The sequence below is a fragment of the Providencia heimbachae ATCC 35613 genome, assembly GCF_001655055.1.
In the GTDB taxonomy this organism is placed as follows: domain Bacteria; phylum Pseudomonadota; class Gammaproteobacteria; order Enterobacterales; family Enterobacteriaceae; genus Providencia; species Providencia heimbachae.
In genome coordinates, this window is sequence record NZ_LXEW01000048.1 from 57188 (window position 1) to 76208 (window position 19021).

At 39.0% G+C, this 19021-nt stretch carries 13 protein-coding genes and 1 pseudogene; 9 read left to right on the forward strand and 5 right to left on the reverse strand.

The features are described 5' to 3' along the window. Positions 1-406 precede the first annotated feature (406 nt). Positions 407-577 (reverse strand): annotated as a pseudogene (locus tag M998_RS20220) (hypothetical protein); the annotation flags it as partial. 336 nt (positions 578-913) lie between these two features. Here M998_RS20220 and M998_RS17115 point away from each other — a divergent pair. The 4 genes from M998_RS17115 to M998_RS17130 all read left to right on the forward strand — a co-directional run bounded on the left by M998_RS17115 (position 914) and on the right by M998_RS17130 (position 8059). Continuing rightward, entirely contained in the window at positions 914-1435 is a 522-nt protein-coding gene (locus M998_RS17115; protein ID WP_243851777.1) for a hypothetical protein, read from the forward strand. 177 nt (positions 1436-1612) lie between these two features. Then, on the forward strand, positions 1613-3217 hold the full coding sequence (locus tag M998_RS17120) for a class I SAM-dependent DNA methyltransferase (protein WP_068909991.1): 1605 nt from the start codon (positions 1613-1615) through the stop codon (positions 3215-3217). After that, positions 3207-4661, forward strand: coding sequence for a restriction endonuclease subunit S (locus M998_RS17125; protein WP_068909993.1), 1455 nt, complete (start codon positions 3207-3209; stop codon positions 4659-4661). The genes M998_RS17120 and M998_RS17125 overlap by 11 nt, the downstream gene beginning before the upstream one ends. Before the next feature lie 119 nt (positions 4662-4780). Further along, a complete protein-coding gene (locus tag M998_RS17130; protein ID WP_068909995.1) occupies positions 4781-8059 on the forward strand; it encodes a type I restriction endonuclease subunit R in 3279 nt (1092 codons plus the stop codon). A 357-nt stretch (positions 8060-8416) separates the two neighbouring features. Here the strand turns inward: M998_RS17130 and M998_RS20185 are convergent, their stop codons facing one another. Further along, positions 8417-8482 (reverse strand): hypothetical protein, encoded by a 66-nt coding sequence (locus M998_RS20185; protein WP_082787591.1) that lies wholly within the window; start codon positions 8480-8482, stop codon positions 8417-8419. Between the two features lie 145 nt (positions 8483-8627). Here M998_RS20185 and M998_RS17135 point away from each other — a divergent pair, with 145 nt between their 5' ends. Further along, positions 8628-8852 (forward strand): hypothetical protein, encoded by a 225-nt coding sequence (locus tag M998_RS17135; protein WP_068445476.1) that lies wholly within the window; start codon positions 8628-8630, stop codon positions 8850-8852. An 89-nt stretch (positions 8853-8941) separates the two neighbouring features. Here the strand turns inward: M998_RS17135 and M998_RS17140 are convergent, their stop codons facing one another. Continuing rightward, positions 8942-9382 (reverse strand): DUF2625 family protein, encoded by a 441-nt coding sequence (locus M998_RS17140; RefSeq protein WP_068909997.1) that lies wholly within the window; start codon positions 9380-9382, stop codon positions 8942-8944. A 215-nt stretch (positions 9383-9597) separates the two neighbouring features. On the opposite strand from M998_RS17140, the gene tnpA reads away from it, so the two are divergent. Continuing rightward, positions 9598-10053: an IS200/IS605 family transposase gene (tnpA, locus tag M998_RS17145; RefSeq protein WP_068909998.1), complete on the forward strand. Its 456-nt coding sequence runs from the start codon at positions 9598-9600 to the stop codon at positions 10051-10053. Positions 10054-10507: 454 nt separating this feature from the next. Here tnpA and M998_RS17150 read toward each other — a convergent pair whose 3' ends face one another. Continuing rightward, entirely contained in the window at positions 10508-14152 is a 3645-nt protein-coding gene (locus tag M998_RS17150) for a hypothetical protein (RefSeq protein ID WP_068910000.1), read from the reverse strand. A gap of 496 nt (positions 14153-14648) precedes the next feature. Here M998_RS17150 and M998_RS17160 point away from each other — a divergent pair, with 496 nt between their 5' ends. The 3 genes from M998_RS17160 to M998_RS17170 are packed head-to-tail and all read left to right on the forward strand — an operon-like array spanning position 14649 to position 17972. Continuing rightward, on the forward strand, positions 14649-15698 hold the full coding sequence (locus M998_RS17160) for an ABC-three component system protein (protein ID WP_068910004.1): 1050 nt from the start codon (positions 14649-14651) through the stop codon (positions 15696-15698). Then, positions 15691-16167 (forward strand): ABC-three component system middle component 2, encoded by a 477-nt coding sequence (locus M998_RS17165; protein ID WP_068910005.1) that lies wholly within the window; start codon positions 15691-15693, stop codon positions 16165-16167. The genes M998_RS17160 and M998_RS17165 overlap by 8 nt, the downstream gene beginning before the upstream one ends. Next, positions 16164-17972, forward strand: coding sequence for an AAA family ATPase (locus M998_RS17170; RefSeq protein ID WP_068910007.1), 1809 nt, complete (start codon positions 16164-16166; stop codon positions 17970-17972). The genes M998_RS17165 and M998_RS17170 overlap by 4 nt, the downstream gene beginning before the upstream one ends. Positions 17973-18172: 200 nt before the next feature. Here M998_RS17170 and M998_RS17175 read toward each other — a convergent pair whose 3' ends face one another. Beyond that, the gene (locus M998_RS17175; protein ID WP_068910009.1) at positions 18173-19009 is read right to left on the reverse strand and encodes a DUF932 domain-containing protein; all 837 of its coding nucleotides are present in this window, start codon (positions 19007-19009) and stop codon (positions 18173-18175) included. Positions 19010-19021 lie beyond the last annotated feature (12 nt).

The following is a 19021-nucleotide window of genomic DNA, read 5'->3' on the forward strand; positions in this document are numbered from 1 at the left end:
ATCCTATAATCCTGTTCAATATCTCATTGTTATTACAGTATTAACCTTTCATGATTCTATAATATTCTCTTTACCATAAGGCTTGAAAGTTTTGCTATTTTACATATATGAATATATTTTATCTAAATTCCATGAATATACACTTTATAGCAACAACATAGTTATTACCGTAATTAATAATAAAGTCCGTTACCAATCACTTTATTTATTTCTAATAATATGAATGCAGCTAGTGTATAATAAAGCTTTATTACTTATTTATTCTACTTATTCCAAATAAGAATAAGCAATACTCTAACTCGATATATCTGCATTATTTTAAAATAAAAATGATATACTTTATAAAATTAACCAATTAAAAGTGATAAATGAAAAAATATTGATTTTATATCTAGAATAAAAGCAATTATATCAAGTATAGTGTCCACGCCCCATTAATTAAGACATACCAACTTAGAGTTTCCAACTGTTTACGATAGGCCTCCGGTGGGAGGTGATTTAAACTTTCATGAGTCCGATTTTGATTATAATCTTGCAGCCAAAACCAAGCCATTTCTCTGACTTGGCAAATGTCTTCTACTTTCATACCAGAATCAGCAAGTTTTAAAATATTAACGATCTGAGTTTCAGTAAAACGAGCTTTTTCATCATGACCTCTGCAATTGTTAGGGCAGAAAATCTAATTATAGTTGTCTTATTTTAGGGGAAGTGGACAAAACCTATACACGAATACCATTTTATTTCAGAATATTTAGAGCTTATAGTAATGGTTCTCTTTATTTTCACGGAATGTTATGGCAATAAATAGGTAGCGAGTCTGAACTATAAATAAATAATTAATTTAGGGAAATAATTAAGGTTTTTTATGGAATACCAATTTAAATCATACAGTAAGGGCAATAAGAACAAAAAAATGTCTGTTTACTGGATTGTTATTCCTTTTATCATTTGGATAGCGTTCATGTATTGGTCGCTAATTCTAGGTCGGAGGATTGTGTTATTCGAATGGCTCCCTCAGTGGACTATCTCTATTACGTTTGCTGCTATTGCGGGGATAATTGGCGGAGTTTGGAGCATTTTGCGTCGTCCGATAAAGCATGTATTTAAAAACTTTCTCCAGTCTGGGTTTATGGCTCTTGTATTAATCGTTCCTACGTTTGATGTGTTGGCGTATTTACTAGCAAACAAAACAATTCGCTACCAAACTGAATATGAAATCACATCACCGGGCCCTAGCACTAGCCGATTTAGTCGATGTGATTACGGTATATGGATAAAAGAAACCTATACAGGTCGGTGGAAATTACTTTGTATCAGTGATCCAAAATCGAAAACTCAGAAAAGCACAGGAATGGTATGGGTTACAACAAAAACAGGGCCTATTGGCGCATACATTGTTGATTACCAGTTCTCGCCTTTTACCCCTGAGTACTGAATATTGGGCTATAAAGATTGATATAATTTTAGCTTTAGCTGCCCAAACCCACCTGATTTTATGCGATAATCTTTTCCAAACCTATTTTGTATACATTATCGGCAGTTAGCGTAAAAATAACCAACACTAACTCAGCGCTCTCCGATAATAACTGATAAGAAAAGAGAATCTATCGACATGGCTAAATCACCCGCGAAAAAACCAACTAAAGGCTTTGAAGAAACCCTTTGGGATACCGCTAATCAACTGCGTGGCAGTGTTGAATCCTCCGAATATAAACATGTGGTGCTAAGTTTGGTGTTCCTGAAATTTATCAGCGATAAATTCGAAGCCAAACGTAACCAGTTAATTGCTAACGGTCAGGAAGCCTTTGTTGATATGGATGTTTTCTATCAACAAGATAACGTTTTCTTTTTACCGCAACAGTCTCGTTGGTCTTATGTTCAAGAGCGTGCGAAGCAAGACGATATCGCAGTCATTATTGATACCGCGTTATCCACCATCGAAAAAAGCAACGCATCACTGACAGGCGCTTTACCGGATAACTATTTTTCTCGCCAAGGGCTTGAGCCGAAAAGGCTCGCCTCACTGATCGACAGCATTGAAAACATCGATACCCTTGCCACCGAATGTGGGCTAGGGGAAGAGGATCTGGTTGGTCGCGTTTATGAGTACTTTTTAGGGCGCTTTGCGGCTAGCGAAGGTAAGGGCGGCGGCGAGTTCTATACGCCGAAATCAGTCGTTACACTGCTGGCTGAAATGCTCGAACCCTACCAAGGCAAAGTGTATGATCCGTGCTGCGGCTCGGGGGGGATGTTTATACAGTCTCTAAAGTTTGTGGAAAGTCACCAAGGTAAAAGCAAGGATATCGCGATTTATGGGCAGGAACTCACCAGTACCACCTATAAACTGGCGAAAATGAACTTGGCGGTGAGAGGGCTAACGGGCAACTTAGGGGAACGCCCAGCGGATACCTTTTTTGCCGACCAACACCCTGATCTGAAAGCTGATTTTATTATGGCAAATCCGCCATTTAACTTAAAAGATTGGCGTAATGACGCTGAGCTAACCAATGACCCACGTTTTGCCGGTTTCCGTACCCCACCGACTGGCAATGCTAACTATGCGTGGATTTTGCATATGTTGTCTAAGCTCAGTGAAGACGGTGTTGCTGGGTTTGTGTTAGCCAATGGTTCGATGAGCTCGAATACCAGCGGTGAAGGGGAAATTCGCCAAAAGCTAATTAAAGATGACCGTATTGAGTGCATGATTGCTTTGCCCGGTCAGCTCTTCTTTACCACGCAAATCCCTGTTTGCCTGTGGTTTATCAGTAAAAGCAAACAAGCGAGCGCCAAATATGGTTATCGTGATCGCCAAGGGGAAACCTTGTTTATCGATGCCCGTAATCTTGGCTCCATGATCAGCCGTACTCAGAAAGAGTTCACAAGCGAAGATATCGCTACTATCGCCGATACCTTCCACGCATGGCGCAGTAGCGAAAGCGAACTAAAACGCCGTGTCACCGCCAAAGAAATCAGTGTTGAACAGTATCAAGACCAAGCCGGTTTTTGCAAGGTGGCCAGCCTTGAAGATATCAAGGCCAATGATTTTGTCTTAACACCGGGGCGTTATGTGGGCGCTGCGGAAGTTGAAGATGATGGTGTGGCGTTTGAAACAAAGATGCAGGAACTGACCCAAACCCTTTATCACCAAATGGATGAAGCCGCTGAATTAGATAAAGCGATCCGTAAAAATATGGAGGCGTTGGGTTATGGTGAGTGACACTAAGATCTATACTGTTAAGGAGTTAGTTGACCTAGGAATAATAGAAAAGCCTCTTGATGGTAACCATGGCGGTATTCATCCTAAAAGCAGTGATTATGTTGAAAGTGGAATCCCATTTATTATGGCATCAGATTTAATCAGTGGTTCCGTCGATATTGAAGGTTGTAAATTTATTACTGAAAAACAGGCGAAATCATTAAGGAAAGGTTTTTCTAAACAAGGTGATATACTACTTTCCCACAAGGCTACTATAGGTCGTACAGCTATAGTTGGAAAATTATCAACTGATTATATAGTGCTGACACCACAGGTTACTTTTTATCGAGTGAGAGACACCACACGATTGAATCCAATGTATTTAAAATACTACTTTGATTCTGAGGCATTCCAAACATTGTTTGAGCAGTGGGCTGGTGGCGGTTCTACACGCCTATATCTTGGTATTACAGGGCAAATGAAGCTCCCTATTGAGCTACCACCGATAGCTAATCAAAATAGCATTGTGAATTTAGTCGATAAATTAGATAAAAAAATCACCCTCAATCGCCAAATCAACCAAACTTTAGAGCAAATGGCGCAAGCATTATTTAAATCATGGTTTGTGGTTTTTGACCCTGTTATCGATAACGCTTTGGATATTGGTTTTTTTGAGCAGGATTTAGCTTTCTCTGATGAGTTACTGCGTCGAGTTGAAGCGCGTAAAGCGGTGCGAGAAAGGGATGATTTCAAACCGTTACCGGAAGATATTCGTCAGTTATTTTCTGACGCTTTTGAAGAGTCTACTGAGCCTACGTTGGGGCTTGGGGGATGGGTGCCGAAAGGGTGGGACTCGTCGCCAGTAGGTTCATTAATTGAGTTGATTGGTGGTGGTACGCCTAAAACATCTGAGAGTAGCTATTGGGGGGGCGATATACCATGGTTTTCAGTGGTTGATGCTCCGAATGATAGTGATGTATTTGTAATGGATACTGAGAAAAAAATAACAGAATTAGGTATTCAAAATTCATCAGCGAAAATTTTAAAGGTAGGGACAACTATCATCAGCGCTCGAGGTACTGTTGGTAAATGTGCTTTAGTCGCTAAGCCTATGGCTATAAATCAATCATGCTATGGTATAGTCGGAAAGAATGGGGTTCATGACTATTTTATTTATTACCTTATTCGACATTCAGTATCTCATTTGCAGCAAAGAAGCCATGGCTCTGTTTTTAGTACGATCACCCGGGATACATTCAGTTCCTTCAACTTCATTTTTTCAGGGCAGTTGATAGCTAATGCATTTGGAGAAACTATATCCTTTTGGTTTGAAAAAATAGATAGAAATAACCAACAAAATTATATTTTACAGAACCTCCGCAACACGCTCCTCCCCAAACTGATCTCCGGCGAGCTGTCTTTAAACGATATCAAAATAGACATTCCAGAAGAAACTCCCATCTAATTTATTCGACCGCTTCACACTTTTTTTGTTGTGAGGCGGCTTTTCTTATTCAATCAATTAAACTATCTTAATTAAAACAATTCGATAAAAACCAATATATAAAAATAGAAGCCACTGACATGAGCCATATCTTTACTGAAGCTAAACTGGAACAGGCGATAATTGAACTGCTAGGACAACATGCAAACAATGCAGGGCAAACTTGCTATCCGCATTATGTCGGCAATACCATCCCACGCAAAGACAACAGTGAAGTGTTGATTGTTGATGATTTGCGCCAGTACCTTGCTCGCCAATATCAGTTGGATGGCATCACTGATGGTGAAATTAATTCCATCCTCCATCAGCTTCAAGCCCTGCCTGCCAGTGACCTATACCAAAGCAACAAAACCTTCTGCCATTGGCTCAGTAACGGCTTTTTACTCAAACGAGAAGACCGCAAGCAAAAAGACCTGTATATCGAACTGATTGATAGCCAAACATTACCAAGCCAATTGATGCGGTTATTTGCAGGGGAAGACGTGCTATCGGTGGCCGATAATAATCGCTATCGGCTAGTTAACCAGTTGGAAATAGAGGGGCAAGCGCGAGATGGCGGGGTGCAAACGCGTATCCCCGACGCGATTTTATTCGTCAATGGCTTGCCGCTGGTAGTATTCGAATTCAAATCGGCTGTACGTGGGGAAGAGGCTACCCTGTTTGATGCGTGGACACAGCTTTGTGTCCGCTATCGTCGCGATATTCCTAAGCTGTTTGTTTATAACGCCTTGTGTATTCTTAGCGATGGCGTGAATAACAAAATGGGTAACTTGTTTGCCCCTTACGAATTCTATTATGCATGGCGTAAAGTCAACGGTAACGAATCAACGGAAAAACAGGGTATTACTGGCCTGTATACCATGATCGAAGGATTATTCCATCCAGTGCGTTTATTGGATGTACTGAAAAACTTTATTTTCTTTCCTGATACCAGCAAGACTCCAGTGAAGGTCTGCTGTCGTTATCCGCAGTATTATGCGGCTCGTAAGCTGTATTACAACATTAAAAAAGAGCGTAAACAGATCATTGCGGGTGGTGAAAACATTGGCGGCAGTGGTAAAGGTGGCACCTACTTTGGTGCGACAGGCTGTGGTAAAAGCTACACCATGCAGTTTTTAGCACGTCTATTGATGAAAAGCATCGATTTCGCTAGCCCAACGATTATTTTAATTACTGACCGTACCGACCTTGACGAACAATTAGCAAAACAATTTTGCAATGCGAAAGCCTTTATTGGCGATGAAATTATCGTACCGGTATCCAGCCGCCAAGATTTACGCGATAAGCTAGCAGGGCGTGCCAGTGGCGGGGTATTTCTCTCCACTATTCATAAGTTTACCGAAGATATTCAACTACTGTCTGAGCGCAGTAATATTATCTGTATCTCTGATGAAGCTCACCGTAGCCAAATTAACCTCGACCAAAAAATCACTATCAACCAAGAAGATGGTACGGTTAAAAAGACCTATGGTTTTGCCAAATATCTGCATGATTCACTGCCTAATGCCACTTACGTTGGTTTTACGGGCACGCCTATCGACGCCACCTTAGATGTCTTCGGGGAAACCATCGATAGTTATACCATGACCGAATCGGTGAATGATGAAATCACCGTGCGTATTGTGTACGAAGGGCGTGCGGCTAAAATCGCTCTTGATAATAGCAAACTGGAAGAAATCGAACGCTATTACCAAGAGTGTGAAACTCAAGGCACCAGCGATTATCAAATAGAAGAAAGCAAGAAAGCGACGGCGAATATGAACTCCATCCTGGGTGACCCTGATCGCATAGACGCACTAGCCAAAGATTTCGCGCAACATTACCAGAAGCGGGTTGAGGAAGGTTCAACGGTCAAAGGCAAGGCGATGTTTGTCTGTGCCAGTCGTGAAATTGCGTATGCGCTTTACCAGAGCCTGAAATTACAACGACCTGAGTGGTTTGAAGCGAAACTGGCAATAGACGGCGTGGAACTTACTGAGCAAGAGAAAAGTGAATTGATGCGTCTGCCGATGGTCAACATGGTGATGACCCGCGGAAAAGATGACCAAGAAGCCATGTACAACTTACTGGGGACGAAAGATTACCGCAGAGAGTTAGATAAGCAATTTAAGAACCCGAAATCCAACTTCAAAATAGCTATCGTAGTGGACATGTGGCTGACCGGTTTTGACGTGCCAGAGCTCGATACCATCTATATCGACAAGCCGTTGCAAAAGCATAATCTTATTCAAACCATTTCCCGCGTGAATCGCCGTTTTGAAGAAAAGAAAAAGGGTTTAGTTGTCGATTATATTGGTATTAAAAGCCGAATGAATATGGCGTTGGCTATGTATTCGAAGGCGGATAAATCTAACTTTGAAGATGTTCAGCAATCTATTGTCGAGGTACGTAATCACCTGCATTTATTGGCGCAGGTATTCTATAAGTTTGATAGTCGTGACTATTTCTCAGGCACGCCAACACTGCAATTAGACTGCCTCAATAGAGCGGCTGAATTTATTCTGCAAACTAAGAAAGTTGAATTGCGCTTTATGGGCTTAGTGAAGCGGTTGAAAGCAGCCTACGATGTTTGCGTGGGCAGTGAAGATATCACCCAAGGCGAACGTGAACACATTCATTTTTACCTAGCAGTACGTTCCATCGTCTACAAGTTAACGAAAGGCGATGCACCTGATACGGCGCAGATGAATCAAAAAGTACGCGAGATGATAGCTGAAGCTCTCAAGGCTGAAGGGGTCGAAGAGATCTTCACTTTGGGGGATGACAAAGCTGAAATCATCGATATTTTTGATGATGAATACATGGCGCGCATCAATAAAATCAAGTTGCCTAACACCAAAATGCAACTGCTGCAAAAGATGCTGCAAAAAGCCATTAGTGATTTTCAAAAGGTCAATCAGCTCCAAGGAATTAATTTTTCCAAGCGCTTCCAAGCATTAGTTGAACAATATAACCAACGCAAAGAGAATGATGTGCTTAATGGTGAAGAGTTCGACGATTTCACTGCGCAAATGGCGGATATGATTTGTGACATTAAAGCAGAAATGATGTCGTTTAAGGATATCGGCATCGATATGGAAGAGAAAGCGTTTCTCGATATTTTGCTGCATATGTGCAAGAAATACGATTTTACCTACGATGACGACAAAATGCTGGCACTTGCTAAAGATATGAAGCTGATTGTTGATGATAGCACACGATATCCTGACTGGAGCAATCGGGAGGATATTAAAGCGAAGCTGAAAGTCGATCTGATTTTATTATTACACCGTTATGGTTTCCCGCCAGTGGCGAATGACGAGGTATATAAAAGCGTGCTGGAACAAGCTGAGAACTTTAAAAAATATCAATTGGTGTGACTGGTAATAGCTGAAATATCGTAGGTTACTCTAATTTACTGAACTAACACGCATTAATGGGGGAGTTGATGGCACAACCGTTTATTAATACCCCCGAACCCTGCTGGTTACTTCAAGAACTAGAGGCTATGGCTCAAGCCATTTAGCTTAATCGCTTAAACAACGAATCATAATCTTCAGAAAATAATGCTGAAAGTTTATTTAAACAATATCGGCAGTTTTCTGGGTAGTATACTTAATGTACCTGCATCAAAAGTAGGGTCAAATTCGAGCTGTAATGCACTGTACCAAGCTGTGGTGCTCATCGTCTAAACTAGGTTCGAATAAATTGTAATCTCCTAGATGGTAGTCGGCATCTTAATTAAAGACTAAAAATACATGGTAGTGAGGACGCTCAACTATTGCGATTTCTTTTACCCACATATAACGCACATTGTTTTCAAAGGTACGTTTACCTTGAAGCTCTTAACGGTGTTGGTCGTGCTGAAGTTTAGCCTTTAAGGACTCAGTAAATCGGGATAGGATTTCCTATGATTGAAATTAAATGACTAATGGAGTTTAACTGAAAATGGCTATAGTATTCATTCCTTCACTTGTTGCATTACTTGAATCAAAAGAGAAAGAGGCTGGGTATGAATTGACTCAGAATGAGGTTGAATCCATCTGTGATAATGCTACTGCTATTGAGTTACCAGCGGAAGTTGTAGACGATATGGACAAAAGCCGTGGCTATCAGGATCTGAATGCGAATAATGTCTGGAATGGTTGGTTAATTTACAAGAAAACTAGATGATTATGAAAATAGTTGAAGAACTAAGAACTGAACATCTCAAAATCGATGGTGAGCTATAAATCAGTCTGCTCAGGGAGCCGGTAAGTCATTTACATATTGGTTAATTGATGTTGTAAGTTCAGGCTGAATTGACCAGTGTTTATCAATAGGCCTGTTTTTCGTGAGCGCTGATCTATCGACAATTGCGGCTCAGTCCAAAGGAAAGGATAAAAGGAGTAGACGGAATCATAATTCATTGAAGATATTTCCTCTCGCCAACCAGTCCAACGTACACTTTGATAGAACAAATCTAAATCGCCGCTAAGGGCCCAATGCAAAAAGACCCTGTAAATAATTCTGTGTATTGACCATGAGCGTGTTTGAGCTGAATTTAATGATGTCACATGTCTAGAGTTCCCTGAATCGTTATCATAAAAAGACTCAGAAGAATAATGAGTCAAATAGGCTTTGCTTGAATTTTCAAATGCTTTATCTATTGCCTTCCTATTCTCCTTTCTTTTGGAAAGTCGAACCAATTCAGCAGAAGCCATTTAAAATACTCCAGTTAGTTTGTCAGATATAAAAAAGCTCACCGAAGTGAGCTTTTTTATTTATGGCTTCAGCCAGTTTAAGTCGCGTTAGCGTCTTAAACATAAAACCACCCGCTTTGCGGGTGGAGTTCAAGGGTTATACCAAGAAAAACACCTTTCCGTTACGATATAGATGTTCAAGCTAATATTCGTAACTCAAATAAGGAAAGGTGTTTATGGGCATTAAAGCACAAAGCTCAGCGCATACAAAGTGGCTGTGCAAATACCATATCGTCTTTTCGCCGAAATATAGACGAAAAGTTATTTTCAACAGTATCCGCTCGAGTGTAGGTGAGATTTTACGAGACCTTTGTAAGTATAAAGGCGTCGAAATAATTGAAGGGCATCTTATGCCAGACCATGTTCATATGTTGGTGAGTATCCCACCGAAGATAAGTATTTCAAGTTTTATGGGTTACTTAAAGGGTAAAAGCTCGTTGATGATATTCGATAAGCATGCAAATTTAAAATATAAGTTTGGCAATAGGAAATTTTGGGCGGAAGGCTACTATGTAAGTACAGTAGGATTAAATGAAGCCACGATCCAGAAATATATCAGAAAGCAAGAAAAGTCAGATTTAATCCAAGATAAATTAAGTATAAAAGAGCATGTAAACCCCTTCAAGGGGTAAGCCAAAGTAGCAAAGACACTTAGCTTGAACGAAGAGAAAGCAGCGTCATTTAGGCGCAGTCGGTAACAAGCCCTTATAGGGCTAGAGCAAACCACCCGCTATGCGGGTGGGCTGGCGGAGTCTGAATTCGTCGCTTAACTAAATGATTTTATAGTGCTAATGTTAAATTCAACTTTTCAAAAGTGCCTAATAAGGTGCCTAAAAATATTTTGATTGATTTCTGTGCATTGGAATTAATGGGCACTGATTCGCTGTAGTTTGGTATTTTATCAGTTAATGAAGAAATTACCACTTTGCTTCAGTGGTTTATATTTCGCCATGAACGATAAAAAACACAGGATGTATTTTACAGGTAGCATAGCTAATACAACCAATACATACAAAGATACATAGAAGTCAAAAATTAAAATTCAGAGGATGCATATTTATTAATTAGAACCTGCATCCTCATAAATCAAAAATTATTAATTTGTAGGTCTACTACCATGAATACCACAGCGATCTCACGATGGTCTACCCGATAAGTTGTTAAATAACCACTTATTTCATAGTCTGGAGGCATTAATTTTTCGTAGCTGAGATAGGTAAGATTAGTAGGAATATCTCTTTCAAACATTTCTTTTACATAATCAAGTAAAGGTTTTATCTCACTAGCGTATGAATAAATTACATGAAAATATAAATCACAATTACCATAATTTATAAGTTTATCAAAATGAGACTTTATATTTGTTCTGTTCAGTCCAGAACAGACGAGTGCTTCGTAAATGGCAATTTCTTGGCCTGCGACTCGAATAACTGCATCTCTTTCTCCTGGGTTACCATTTGGATTTCTCCCTCCAAGAGATTGGTCTGCTACATCCCACTTGGCTACAGCAAGGGAAGCTCCTAGTACTTCCCTTACTGCAGTATTCAGGTCATCCTCGAATCTTGCTTCATCTTTTTCATTTTTTTTATTACGTAATATGCAAGCCATATGTTGAAGTGACGATACGGCTCGTGCGACTTGTCGTACAAGATAACCTCTAACACCTTTTCCAGGAGGACCAAGCACATCACCAACCTGAGAAGGTAAAAGCTCAGACAGTTGTTGTAGGGCATTTCGTATTGGGGCAATAAGGTCAATAGACGCAGTAGTGGAACTTATGATAAGAGTATTATCACTTGACTCCAAACTTTCCTTGAGATTTAGAAGATTCTCGTTATCTCTATATTTTGTGAGAGCGCCATCCAGTATAGCGATAGCTTCACTTTTATTACCTATTTCATACATTGCTAACACAAAGATGTACTCGATATCGGGAGTGGTTGCTTTTCTTCGACGCTTGCTTAAACTTTCTAATGCATCTTCTGGTCGTTGCAACCCAATCAGGAGTATGGCTCGGTTAGAAAATAGAGCATTACTAAAACAATCTTCATTATCATCAATCTCTGCATTTATTTCTGCGAGGAGAGTTTCAGCAGCCGTTCGGTTTGTATCATCAATAGGTTGTAGTTTAGTCCCTAGTAGCTGTTGAACAGCAACAGCGAATAAGTTCTCTTTATAAGAAAAACTTGCATTAGGTAAGGATGCTAAACGAGAAAGAGTAGCTCGTGCTTGTACAAGATTTCCATTTTGTCGAAGTAACTGTGAAGTAGCCCTGTAGAAGTCTAGTTGATTTTGCGCCTGATGTGCAGATGCACCTGTTAATTCTAGTGGTATATTTATGGAATCAAGTGATGACCAGTTTTTTTCCTTCATGAGAATTTGAAGTTCAACACTAAAAAGACCAAGTCTGAACTGAGGCGGTGCTTTGGGTAGATCTACTTTGATATCACTAAGGTACTCTCGTGCAAGGTTAACTTGCCCTACCGCTAGCAATGATTCCATTCGGTGTTGTATTTCTACCCATGTCCATGGAACAAACGCTTCACTCGGTTTCAATTGCTTTAATCTTTCATCAACTTGAGTTTTTTCAGAATAAGGCAAATGTTGGCTGAGCTCAGATAAAAATACCGGATCATCAGACTGCATAAAGATTTGCAGCAACTCCTTTTGATTATCTCTATCTAGTTTTTGATATGCATCAGCTAGATCTGATGCTGGTGAACCTTTCTCCGTAGCCATAAAAATAGTTGAGCTATACCTATCTGTCAGTGCTCCAATTTTCCCTTTTTCATCATGCTCTATAATACTCCAAGAAGTAAGAGTCTTTAGAGCATTGTTAAGCTCCTTAGGGATGCTTTTTTCAGGCCATTCTGATACTGCGCGAGCAAGTAATCGTACGTGAACTCTTAATGTTTTCCCTATTGAAGAGCGTACTGAAGGTTTATCATCTACAGTTGCCGCTTTTAAAATGTCAGTACTATTGAATGGGATCAGTAAAGCATCTCTTTCGGAGGTATTTTGAGCAAAGGCTGTCATGACGAGTCTCATAGCCTGTGAAGGTGTCAAATCTTCAGCATCAGTCCAGTCAAGATTTCGTTCTTGGGCAAATTTTGAATACAACGTGATAATAGGCTGACATTCGCTTCCTGATAGTTCAGGCTGGAAGTTTAGAACATCTAACACAGCTGCAAAGCATGCACGTGGAATATTAGTCTGATAGGCAGACTGATCTAACATATGCTTCAGTACAGAGAACTTAACATCTTCATTCTGCTTATTCAGCAATCCAATAAGTTTACGCCCAATAGGTTCTTTCGAATTCGTTAGAGAATGTTTATTTGAGGCTTTATCTATATAGCACCAGGTAATTAAAGATGTATAATCCTGAAGCTCAAGCTTACCACTCTCCAAATGGTAATCAACAAATGATAAAGCATCTTCGATGGCAAATGCCTTAGTTTGAATTTCACGCCCTTTTATTCGATTACTGTGCTGTCCTAATCCAATTTGCCAACCAATAATTATTTTGGTGGTCATGCAGACTGTTCTGCAATCCATGAGCATATCAACTAATAGTAAAGGATTAGCTTTGATTCGTAACGTGTGTAGCAATAGTGCCATTGGATGCTTGGTAACGAACTCAAGAAATGTTGTATTTTTAAGTATTAGATCATGCCCAAAATCTGTCATTTCAAGTTCTGAGCGCAGTAGGTTAAAAGCAAAGCTTACCGCACATGGGGCATCAGAACGCATAGACAAACGCCCCATCATTAGATATTCAATATCTTGACGCTCTAGCCAATCCAACTTGCTGACCAGCGTTTCTGGAGGTGCGTCAGATTGGCTATATCTATACCGAAGTTCACTACTTGAGATTGCAAAGGTATTCTCAACTAAACTGGTGTAATCTTTTAGATCGTTACACCATGTTCCCCATAGATTTTGACGCTCTAATACTCGATATGCTGCGTCATGGCAGAATTGTTTCTCAATCACACTCCAATCCAGATCCCATTTACTACTACCTCCGAGTAGATAGCACCAGACAGACCACTCGGTAAAAGCGGAGTCAATGCTCTCTTTATGAGAAACTAACAGTTCTGGGGAGCCATTTACTGCATCTTTGTTAGCTTCTGCAATTTTGAGACTATCATCTTGTTTACTTTCATGTGAAATCAATGGCGCTGGACAAAGTTGCTTCCATAGATTGCCAAGGAAAATATCAGGATTATTGATAGAAATATGATTACTATGACTTAGCTGGCATATGACTTCGTCGGCAATTTCCTGAATATCTGAAGGGATAGTTTCAATTTTAGAAATAAAAGAAATTTTACTGAGCCCAAGAAGAAATGATTTTGTGCTTGGGCTAGGATAATTGATGTGCGAGTAGGTGCCTATAGGAGGTTTTTGCATGATCCAACTGCAACCATCGAATGTTACCCAACCAAATCGCCTAAGCTCATTAAAGTTTGGTCCTCCATCAGTAATACGTTCTTCTGTAGTGTCCCATAGGCTGATTATGTCTTTCTTACTTCCTAAAAACTCCGGCCTAAAGTACTGGATAAGTTTATGAAGGCTAATTTCATCAAATGTAGCTTCAATATTTTGGGCTAAGTTAGAATTATGCGAATGTGATAGCCAACGTTCAAACATTTCACGTAACTCGTGACGTACTCCAATAGGGTCCCACATACCTTCAAGCGGACGTATTTTTTCAAATTTAGACATAACGACTCCATTTTAATTGACTTTATCTTCATTACTGATGCGCTCAGTATAATTATATTGAGTGTAGTTTTAATGATCTCTAGTGTAGATAGTTGGTGGAAGTGATGAAGATATTACTGACATTGTGGTCTATTAAACAACGGAAATGAAATGACTAATTGTAATTATGGGTTATTGGATTGATTTTACTAGACGATATTTTATCTCAAATAGCTTTTATCAATTGATCGCTAAATGAATACCTGCTCAAATGAGAATACTTAGCTAATAGCCTGCTTTGCGCCAGAAGCAGATATAACTAAAATTATTTTTTATTACCAATGAGTGCTAGGTATATATTTAAGGGTATGAAATTTTGAAATAGTGGAGCAAATGTAGTAAATAACCTACTAGTATTAAAGGTTAGCGGGTATAAATGTCGTTTTTTGAGGTCATTATCCCTGTATTGGATAATGAATATACAAAATAGAGCATTAGCAGTTAAAAAAGGATTATCATGAGCATCACTTATCATAGAGGGCCGGCGCTTCCAACTCCAGAACAAAGGTTGTTACTGATGAATGAGGATGAATGGGAGAACTTTATCCTTCAATCCGTTCAGCAACTAACTAAAGAAGGGGAGTATGTACAGGCTCATCGTATTGGTGGTGCTGGAGATAAGGGCCGTGATGTTTGTGGTAACACACAAGAAAAAACTGAATACTGTTCTTGGGATCTTTATCAAGCCAAACATTACGCAGACACATTATCACCAAGTGCTTTTGCGCCTGATTTGGCAAAATTTTTGTTTTATGTTTTTTCAAATGAATATTCACAGCCAAGAAATTATTTTATTTGTGCATTAAGAATAGGCCCTAAACTCTACGACTTAGTTACTAATCCCAGTTCATTAAATACTGAAACGTTGAAGACCTGGATATTAAAGGAGTGGAAAAATAAAAAAGGAGATTTTAAAACCTTTAAGAAAGAATTAAGCCCTGAGCTAGAGTCTTTTATAGAGGTATTTCCATTTGATATTATAAAAATAAAAACTCCAAGTGAACTGATTGATATACATTCTAGAACCGATAAGCATTGGGAGATGTTTGGTATCTTAGGTCCGAGAGGAGATAATCCCAAAGTGCCTATTGAGCCTGGTACTCAAGAGCAAAATTATATAAAAAAATTATGTGGAGCATATGAGAGTGTCGAACGAATAAAAATCTTATCGATCGATCAAATACCAAAGGCTTATAGCAAGCATTTTTCTAACCAAAGAATTATTTTTTATTCCGCTGAAGGGTTAAATAGATTTAGCCGAGATAAAATTCCAGGGGCTTTTGATGAGCTTTTAGAACAAGTAAATATAGGAATAGGTTCTGTAGAATCAATACCTTATGCCCATGGTGTTGATAAAATCAATGAGGTTCAAAAGGTAGCTAATGCACTTCAGGTAACTTCTAACCCTCTTCATATGCGGTTACAAGCAGGAGATCTTCAGGGCGCATGTCATCACCTAGCTAATAATGGAAAGTTAAATTGGGTCGAGGAAGATGAGAATGAATAACATATTTAATTCACCATTTGAGATGGGTGTTCGAATGGTGTACTTACTGCTTTCACTCTACCCAAGAAAGATGGATTTACAAAAATTAGTTTATCTTGAATATGCGGCTGTATACTCTGAGGATTTAGGTGGTCCAACAAGTTTGCATACTCCTGTCCCAATGCGAGGCGGTGAGCATATATCCAAAAGGGATATAATTGAGTCAGGGCTTCATTTAATGTCAGCAAGGTCTTTCATTGATATTACTTATGACTCTACCGGGATTTATTATTCAGCTGGTGAAAACGGACCTACACTAGTGGGATTAATTGGCGGCACTTATGCATCTCAGTTGCTTATATCGTGCGAATGGGTGGCAAGAAATTTTGGCGATTTCGACATTAATGAACTCTTATCTTTATTTGACAAGAAGAGTTTAATTTGGGGGGCTGAGTTCTCCTCTTTAGAAATTGAAAGGAAACTACTATGACAATTAAAATATTCAAACTCACAGTTTCTGGAGCAAATAAAGAAAAAGGCATTATTTTATTTAATGGCGAATCTCATTTAATTTATGGGCCAACCGACACAGGAAAGTCGTATATTGTAGAGTGCTTTCGCTATTGTTTAGGAGGGCGGGATAAGCCAAAAGATATTGGTTTCTCTGAAGGATATACAACTCTTTCATTGCAAGTTAAAGTAAATAATGAAAAAGATTTCACTATATTTAGAGGATTGGATAGTAATGAAAAAAGTGTATATCATGGATTTGTTGATACCTTGCCGAATCCAGAACATGATAAATTGAACGAGGATATTACTTCACTATTAGTTAAATGGAGTAATGCTGCTGGCAAGTTAATTTTAACTAAGCGTGGTGTTAAGGGTAACTTTGCCGCAGGGGATATACGTTTCCTCTCAATTTTTGATGAGATAAGGACATTAGATAATGTTGCTTTCATTGGCTCAGACTCAAACGTAAAGACTAGGAATTCGTCAAGTCTAGCATTAGTTCTATCTGGATGCGATGATTCAAAAATGATTTTACCATTATCAACGGATGAAATAAATAAAGCAAAAGGTCACGCGACTGCTATCGAAGAACAAATTAGTGATCTTAAAAATGAAATGCCTGATAATTTGATTAAAAGCGAATTAGAAGATTCGTTAAAAAAAATTGACTCTGAGATTAAGAGAGTAAATGAAATTGTCAATGATTTAGGTGTTGAGTTAACTGAGATTAGAACACAGGAGCTTCTTCTAGAGAAACAAAAAAATAGAATAGATAATGAAATAATAGCTTTTCGTGAATCATTATCCCGCTTTAATATTTTAGATAAAAAATATTTGAATGACATATCCAGATTAGAGGTACTAAAGAAAGCAGCCGAGATTGTACCTGAATTTGAAATAAAACCTTGCCCATTATGTGCAACGCCATTAGAAATGCAAGTTAATCACGCTAGCAATAATGTCGATTTTTCAATTTTTAGTTTGGCATCTGAGTCTGAAATAAATAAAATTATGAGCCTCAGAGCAGGTCTTTTAGATGCTGTTCGAGGGATTCAAGATGAATTGAATGTTTTGGATGAAAAAAAATCCATTGTAATAGAAGTGGTTAAGGATCTTCGAGAGAAGAAAAAATATCTAATGAAACCAGTAAAACCGATTGATAAATTCGGGTTTGCTCTTTTGTCTGAAAGAAAAACTGAACTCAGTTCGTTTATTAAAACTCTGGAAAAAATAGATAGTTTGGATGTGCGCCTTGCTGAAGTGACAAAGAAAACAAAAAAAAATAAGCATGAAGTAGTCCGGGATTTATCAGCAAGCAGTACTTTACTGTGTCAGGATATATTGAGTTTATTGTCTGAATGGCAAGTACCAGGAGTGGAGACTATTTCCTTCGATGATAAACTCTCTGATATTGTCATAAATCATCGCCAACGTGTATCGTTCGGTAAGGGAAAAAGAGGTATTTTCTTAACTGCTTTCATGATTTGTCTTATGGAGCGAGCAATTAAAAATGGTTATCCTCATCCAGGGTTTCTGGTTATTGACTCACCTGTTGTTACATATAAAGATCCAAAATATTCATCTAATGATAATGACGAAGAACTTTTAGATGAAAGTGTTAAAGAAAGTTTCTATTCTTGGTTCGGAAATAAAACCACATTAGGTCAAATTATTATCTTGGAAAATGAAGAACCATCTCCACTACAAAAGAGAAAATTAAAATACACTGAATTTGTTGGAGTCGCTGGATCGAATGGTAGAAAAGGTTTCTTTCCTATGTAAGTGGTCATTGTTGATGACTCAATTTGTTTAAAGTTGAGTCATCATTTACTAGAGCTTACTATACTTTTAATAACATTAGACTACAGTCTCGTTTTTTCTTTGCTCGAGTTTGATTATCAGATTTAGTTGTGTTCTATCTACAAAACTTGCTATCTTGAGTAAGAGCACATCATTTTATGAAAAACAATGTGCTACCATTTTTAAATCCTTTCTCTTCCAGAAAAACACTCATGCATCTTTTCAGTCATTACCCACAGTGCCTTATTTAATTTAATATCCCCATCAATACCATTCATCGAACGTGTGCGAGCTCGCTTACCTTTCGCATTTCTGCCCGATAGTCCTCCTTTAATTAAATTCTCCTGCAAACGTTGATATACCGTCCACAGGTCATCTTTCTTATCCTCCCAGCGGCGCGGCTGTAACACTTGGTCTTCGGTAATCGGTTGATGTTCCTCACCAAAGCGATAAGTTAAAGCCGCATGTGCCAAGGCTTGCTGTGCTGTTGGAGGTAACATGAGAGATTGCATCTGTTCACGCTTTTCAGCAACAGAATCAAACGTTTCTAGTACCTCATATGCTCCTTCAATTACCTTGCCTACCACATCACCTTTATGTGGCACACGCACTTCACCAAAGGTATCGCCGCACACTAAACCATTTTGGCATACAGCTCTAAATAGACCCGGCAGCATTTGATAACTGCTTGAGCCATCATGGCTATTTAGGAGAATAATTTCAGGCACTTGGATTCCTGTGATTTGGTCATGTCGCCGAAGTCTTAACATATGCTTGGTGTGCTCTCGACGACTGATATCACGCACCCGAGTCTGGCAGGCAAAGAACGGATAGAAGCCTTCTTTTTGCAGGCTATCTAACAAGGTAATGGTCGGGATGTAGGTATAGCGTTCACTGCGAGAATCGTGCTTTTCTTCAGAAAATACGCTCGGTACAGTACGAAATAATTCTTCAATGGTGAGTGGACGGTCACGACGAATACTGTTAGCAGAACCAAAACGCGAAGCTAATAAACTCATGATAGACTCCTG